Annotated in this window: 1 protein-coding gene; it reads right to left on the bottom strand. The window is 60.3% G+C overall.

Annotation, left to right across the window (positions count from 1 at the left end; all coding sequences use genetic code 11):
• Positions 1-6,874 (bottom strand): VCBS domain-containing protein (locus FHT29_RS27310; RefSeq protein WP_168600556.1); only part of this gene is annotated, 6,874 nt, incomplete at both ends.

Consider the following 6,874-nt stretch of genomic DNA (forward strand, 5'->3'; position numbering starts at 1 on the left):
GTCACACTGCCAATGGCGCTGTCGTTACCGATAAGCTTAATCGTCGGAGCATCGTTCGTACCATTGACCGTCACCACGACCGTCTGCGTCGTGATGCCACCCTGGCCATCGCTCAGCTGAACCGTAAAGCTTTCCTGCGGATGGCTCGAAGCCGTGAGCGGATTGGCCTTCGACTGATCCAGGTGATAGGTCCAGATACCGTTCGAGCTGATGCTCAACGTGCCGTAGGTACCGGTCACGGAGCCGTCCAGGTTACCCGTCTGGCCGCTGCCCGCTGCCACCGACCACGTCAAGGACGGGCTATCAATATCAGCGCCGGTCACATGGCCGGTCGCCGTATTGTGAGCGGTGTCGTCGGCCACACCAATACCAGCCTCGGTCACGCTGCCGGCGGCGCTGTCGTTACCGACAAGCGCAATGGTCGGAGCATCGTTCGTACCGTTGACCGTCACCACGACCGTCTGCGTCGTGATACCACCCTGACCATCGCTCAGCTGAACCGTGAAGTTCTCCTGCGGATGGCTCGAAGCCGTGAGCGGATCGGCCTTCGACTGATCCACGTGATAGGTCCAGTTACCGTTCTGATCGACGCTCAGCGTGCCGTAAGCACCGGTCACGGAGCCGTCGATATTGCCGGTCTGGCCATTGCCGGCGACCAGCGACCACTTAATCGACGGGCTGTCGACATCAGCGCCGGTCACATGGCCGGTCGCCGTGTTGTGAGCGGTGTCGTCGGCCACACCAATACCAGCCTCGGTCACACTGCCAATGGCGCTGTCGTTACCGACAAGCTTAATCGTCGGTGCATCGTTCGTGCCGTTGATGGTGATGTCGATCTGCTGAGACGTGCCATCCGCCGTCGTCACCGTGACGATGTCGTGCAGCTTCGTGTTGCTGCCGGTGCTGTTCAGCGCCTGGACGGCACTGTTACTGTTATCCAGCAGGTAGCTCCAGTGACCGTCAGCGCCGATCGTGAAATGACCGTAGTTCGTCGCCACGTTATTTTGCGCCGTAAACGAAGGATTGCTATCGACGTCCGTCGCCGAAAGCACCCCGCTCGCCGCGGGCACCCCGACCGTCCCATTACCGACGCCACCGGCCTCCGTCACGCTGCCAGACACGTCACCCATGATCACCGCAGCATCGTTCGTGCCGTTGATCTTGATGCTGAACGTACCGCTGCTTTTGCTGCCGTCACCATCGGTCAAGGTATATCCGATCGACAGGATCGATGTGTGACCAACTGACAGGGCATCGAATGCAGTTCCGGGTGTGATAGTCACATGGCCTGCGTCGATCGAGATCATCGACGGGCTCAACGTCAAGCCGGCAAGATCACCCGTGGCCTTGACGCTATCGACATGGATCGCACCGCTCGCAGCCGCCCCATCGGCACCGAAAGCGATGGTGCCCGCAGCAAGAGTGAAGGTTGGGTTGTCGTTCTCAAGCATAGACCCAAGCGAAACGGTGCTTGCGATCGGCTTGTCGTCGCTGATGTTGAAGGTCAGTGTCGCGGTATGGCTTTCTCCGTCAATCGGCGCGTCGCTGATTTTAACCGCGAAGTCGTCATGATTGCTCGCGCCGTTCGTTGCCGCGGTCAGCGTATAGATGTAATTGATGGCCGTTGCGGTGACGCTGACGATATGTAGCGTTCCATAAGAGCCCTGAATGTTGGCATTGGCATCACCATGAGCGATGACTGCGCCAACATTGAATGTATGGCCCCCGATTATCACCGTCGAAGGTGCATCGCCCGCGGTGATCGCAATACTACCCGAATGGACGTTGGCGACGCCGGCCGTCCCCGTTCCACCCTGTAAGCCGCTTTCGCTGACGCTTGACACCAGGCTCGCCGAAGAGATCGTCGGAAGGCTGTCCGTCGCCGACTGAACGACGATGGTTGCGGAACCGCTGCCTAAGGCGACGGAATCGCCATCGAAATCCGTCGCCGTCAGATATTTCGAGAAGTCGAGCGGCAGCGTCTTGCCGCCGTCGATCGGATGGTACAGGTCGAACGTGGCATGACCACTGGTAGGATCGACAGTCAACGAGAAGACCGTGACGCCTCCGGCCGAGCCGGTGATCGTGTGCCCATCCGCGCTGGCAAGCGTGATGGCTGTGCCGTTGTAGGTCAATCCGGTTCCACCGGTCAGGTTGCCGGAAGAGGTTCCGGCGGTGATCGCGTTCACCGACCAGGCCATCGGGCCGTCGGCGCTGGCATGCACCAGTGAGGTCAGATCCAGAGTCGTCTCGGCGGGGGCATTGGTGGGTGTCGTCGTGGTGTCTGTGACATGGATATTGTCGAGCGTGATCGCCCGGGCGGCGTCATGCGGAGAGACTGTAATCGACGTCAGCTGTACGTTGTAAAGAGGGGACCCCGCGGTAACCGAGAAAGTCGTATTGCCGTTAGTTGGCGTGAACGTCGTGGTATAAGTTTTGCCATCCGCCCCGATGCCGATGATAGTGACTGGCTGGGTTGGGGAATGACCCCGCGTGGACTCAGTTATGTCCATCTGGGTGACGACGAACGTCGTCCCCGCGTTGGATGCGAGCACGATATCGCCGTTGTTAGACGACTGACCAACGTGGCCGTGACCAACGCTGCCTTCAGTAATCGTCAGGCCTGCAGCCGCTGGGGTGACCGTGCTGAAATCGATTATGTATGATCCCGTCGTCACTATCGGCGCATTGATCGCCGTTTCCGAAACACTTGCGGAAACGGAGGAATGATCAACCAGAGTAGGCACATCATCGATCACATCGATCGTAAATCTCTGTGTGCCGTTCGTCGTGTCGCCGTCGCCGTCATGGCCAGCAACCTGGAAGGTTAGCTTGATATCCGCGAGGTTGACCTGACCGTTGACGTCGTCGAGCCCCTTATAGAGCGTGAAGTTGTAGGCACCGCTGGCGTGACTACCGTCTTGAGACAGAGCAACCTTGAAGACCCAGCTCGACTGGTCGGCGGCATCGCTGCCGGTATAGGCGATCAGCGTCATGCCGTCACCGCTGAGCGAGTAGGACAGCGCGTGGCCGCCAGAGCTGAGCTTTGTCGCATCCAGCGTCTGATTGTTGCCGTAGCTCGCGGTGAAATAGCTGCCGTTCGATTGCGCTACGAAGGTAGCAGCATGGGCGGCCGGGCCGTCAGCGCCGAAGGCGAGATTGAGCGCAACATCGCCGGTGCTGATGCCCGAAGGCGACAGCGAACCCGAATTGGTCAAAAGATCGTGCTCGACAAGCGTCTTTGCCGAAATGCCACCGCCGATCGAAGGACCGGCATCGTCGAAATGAATGCTGCTGCCGATAGAAACAGACCTGGCGACGGTGTCGCCGTCGCTATCGGTTGCACTGAGAACCGCCGAGAGCTTATCGGTGAGATCAACCGTGTCGCCATCCGACTTTGACGTGTTCGGGTTAGCAAGCGCCATGTACTGGGCGATGCTGACCTTGCCGGTGTTGTCGATGCGGATCGCAAAGGCGATTTCGCCATCGGCGATCTTGCCGACAACCGTGCCATCGGCAAGCTGCGAAAGCATGATCGCCAGACCTGCCGTCGTCGTCAAGCCGGAGTCGGCATTGTCGATATGAAGTCTCAGGCTGCTCGTCGCGCCCGACGCATCGTCGGCACCCATCGAAACCGACGGAGAGACGACGTTATGCTGTGCGTAGACTGTCGACATGTGTGGATCGCTGCCGCCGGTGATGCCGGCAAACAGGCTTTTAACTGCATAGGTGGCGCTTACGTCGTTGTCGCCGCTGCCGCTCTCGTCGATGGTGATCGAGCCCGTCAGGGCCAGATCGACCTTCGGCATGTCGTCGACGATCGTGACTTTCAAAGCGCCGGTCAGCGTCACACTGTCACCGTCGCCGTCAGTTGCCTGGATGATGGAACCGAAGTCGATGGCCGAGATCGAGCTATTGCCAGAGCGCAGATCGTTGCCGGGACCCGCGACATTGTCGAGCTGATCGTATTGCTGGAAAGTGAAGCTGCCATCGCCGGACAGCGTCAATGACAGGACCGGGCGGTCGAGAAACGGATTGTAGCCGCTGTGGTGATCGTTATCGACATAGCCGATGATCACATTGTTGACGACGGCATAGGAGAGCGCGCCGCCACCCGAAGTCAGATGCAGGGCGGCAAGTGTCGATGCCGCATTGGCAGTGAAGCCGAAGCCGCCGCCGGGCGCTGCGCCATCGGCACCGAAGGAGACGGTGGACGCAACGGAGCCGGATACCGTGGCCGCAAAACCGAGACCGAACAGTGCCGGCTGCGAGGACGATCCGTCATGTGTGCCGTCGAGCGCGCTGTTGCCATGCGACAGGAGATTGTAAATGTCGCCTTCGTCGGCCCTGGCCGCGACGGTTGCGCCGGAGGCAACGGGAACGTCGTCGGTGATGGCGATCGCCAGCGAGCCCTTTGCCGTATCGCCATCGCCATCCGTAACCGTGAAGCCGAAATTCAGCGTCAGGCTATCTTCGGTCGTCGACGACGCCGAATGAACAAGCGGCGCATCAGCGGTGAAGCTATAGGAACCGTCCGAATTGATCGTCAGAACCGCAACGGTGGCATGGCTGGAAGCGCCGGTTGCCGTCCAGGTCGTCACACCGTTCGTCGCAGACGAGGTCCAGCTTACGTTTTCCTGATGGCCGATGCCATGGCTGTCGAGATAGATCGCCTTCAGCGTCGGCAGATTGTCCATCGATACGCTCATGACGCCATCGGCACCGGCAGAGAACAGAGCCCCGGCATCACCGTTGATCGTCTTCGCGTCGGCGGCGCCATCCAGGTTGCCATGCGCCTGCGCATCGTCGTTGAGCGGCGTTGATGTGGTATCGACCTTAAAGGCGATCGGCGCGTCGTCCTTGACGGTGACCGTCAGCGAACCGCTGGCTGTATCGCTGTCACCATCGGTGACCGTGAAGTTGAAGGACAGATCCTGTGTATTTTCCGCAGTCTGGCTTCCCTGATGAGCGACCGGCGCGCTGAGCGTGAAGCTGTAGGAACCATCCGTGCCGATCGTCAGCGTCGCGACCGTCTGGCCGCTGTCCTTGCCGGTCGCGATCCAGATCGTCTCACCGCCCGCCGCAGTCGTCGGGCTGCCCCAAACAACCGACTCGACATGCGCAAATCCGTCCTTGCCGGTATAGATGGCGCCGAAATCGGTCGTCGCTCCGAGCGTGACCTGATGAACGCCATCCGCGCCACCAGTAAAGAGCGTGCCGCTCGTGCCGCTGACCGTATCGGTGTCCGTTACGCCAACTGTGTCGGGATTTCCGCCCTTTAGGGCATCGTCGTTCAGCGTCACCCCGGTCACAGTGACAGTGTGTGCCAGCGGCACGTCATCCGTGACATGCAAGGTCAGCGAGCCGGTGGATGTATCATTGTCGCCATCGGTCACCGTGAAGGCGAAGGTCAGCGGCAAGCCTTCTTCCGTCGTGCCGGAGGTTGGGTGGACGAGCGGCGCGCCTGTGCTGAATGTGTAGGAACCGTCAGCATTGATGGTCAGCGTGGCGACGGTCTCGTGATTTGCGCTGGAAGCAATCCAGGTTGTCGCGCCGCCGGAAATCGTCGGCTTGCCCCAGGTGACGTCTTCCTGTTGTGCGAACCCGTTGGCATCGACGTAGATCGCCTTCAAAGCCGGCAGGCTGGACTGATCGATCGAGACGCTTGCAAAACCGTCAGCACCAGCGCTGAACAACGCACCGGCAGCGCCCGAGACGCTATGCGCGTTGGCGTCGTTGGCGTCCAGATTTCCACCGATCTGGGCGTCGTCGTTGAGCGGCGAGGCAGTGCTGTCGACCGTATGGGCGATCGGCACATCGTCCTTGACACCAACTGTCAGCGAACCCGTAGCCTTGTCGCCATCACCATCGGTGACCGTGAAGTTGAATGTCAGGGACAGGGTCTCTTCGTCGACTTGCGCGGTCGGATGCGCGAGCGGCGCACCAGTCGAAAACGTGTAGGAGCCGTCGGCATTGATGGTCAGCGTGGCAACGGTCTCATGATGCGCGCTGCTGGCCACCCAGGTCGTGCTGCCGTCGGCGACCGGCGCTTTGCTCCAGATCACGGCTTCCTGATGCGCGACGCCATCCGCATCGGTATAGATCGTGGTCAGCTGCGGCAGATCCGAATGAGCAATCGTGACCCGCTTGAACCCATCTGCGCCCATGTTGAACAGGCTGCCCGATGCGCCGCTGACGCTGTTGTATTCGTCGGCCTGGTCGGAATTGCCCCCGGGGAGCATATCCTCGTTAACGAGGCGATCAGCCGTAGCATTATTGGCGACCGGGAGGCTGTCGGCGACGTTGAGCGTCAGCGAGCCCGTTGCCTTGTCGCCGTCACCATCGGTGACTTCAAAGCCGATCTTGAAATTCTCGTTGTCGGAGCCCTTGTCGTCAGCAAAGGCGCCGGACTGGACATAGGTGTAGCTGCCATCAGCACCGACGGTCAGTGTGAATAGGACATGGCCCGATTCCTTGCCGGTTGCGGTGTAGATCGTGTTGCCCAGATTGTCCGTCGTGGTGTTATAGGACAGACCTTCTTTGTGAGCGACGCCATTGACATCGATGTAGATGCCCTTGAGGCCGGTCGGATCCGTGAAGGTAACCTGCTGGAAGCCGTCAGCGCCGGCGGTAAACAGGCTTCCGGATCTGCCACTGACGGTGTCGGTGGCGCCCTCCGACGGTGTCGGCCCTTCGCTGAGCTCGACGATTGGGCGGAGCGGCATCTGCTCAGCCGCCGTGTCGTAAAGGCTGCCTGTGCCGACGGTGACATCGCTGGCGACAGGCTTGTCGTCGGCGACAGTGACAGTGAAGGTGTTCGTGGCGCTATCGCCGTCAGAATCCGTTGCTGTGTAACCGAAAGTCAGCTTGAATG

Source organism: Rhizobium sp. SG741, from assembly GCF_012275435.1.
GTDB classification, from domain to species: domain Bacteria; phylum Pseudomonadota; class Alphaproteobacteria; order Rhizobiales; family Rhizobiaceae; genus Rhizobium; species Rhizobium lusitanum.